This window comes from Vibrio sp. 1288, from assembly GCF_033344475.1.
In genome coordinates this window covers 1-519 of record NZ_JAWPOX010001124.1, presented here as the reverse complement: position 1 = coordinate 519, position 519 = coordinate 1, and the positions used below count along the sequence as shown (strand labels likewise).

Annotated in this window: 1 protein-coding gene; it reads right to left on the bottom strand. The window is 47.4% G+C overall.

Going from position 1 to position 519, the window contains the following annotated elements:
* Nucleotides 1-519: sugar-binding domain-containing protein (locus R8O11_RS31250; protein ID WP_318195395.1), on the bottom strand; the 519-nt coding region annotated here is incomplete at both ends.

The window sequence follows — 519 nt, the reverse complement described above, 5'->3', positions numbered from 1 at the left end:
AACTCTCAGATGCCGCGTTACCGTGCATCTGCTCATCCAAGTTCAATACTGTCAAAGCGTTGCTTACACTGGTAGCAATCACGTCGATTGCACCGGTACGTAACGCACCAAGTAATGCAAGCGGTTTACTGTTTTCAGCAGCGATAGCAATCACTTCTGCGATTGGCCGAAACTCTTCAATTCCAAGGCCAATGACACGGTCACTCATTACGGTGTTGGCAACGTTACCGTGAATATCAAAGAAGTCATAACCCGCAAAGTCCCCTACTACGCCTTGTTTTAGTCGGGATTGAACCACTTCATCTGGTGTAAACCACCCTAGATCGACCATGTAGCTGTTTTCGCTCATATCACCAATACCAACTAAAGCGACATCGGCTTTACGTGCCAAATCGAGCGTTTGTTTGACAGTCGCATTCTGCATGAACGCCATTTTTTGCTCGCGGTTTTCTGCATAAGCCGGCGCGTAAAGCGTTTCGGACGTTCCGCCGTACTTTTTAGCTAACTGACGACAAATGT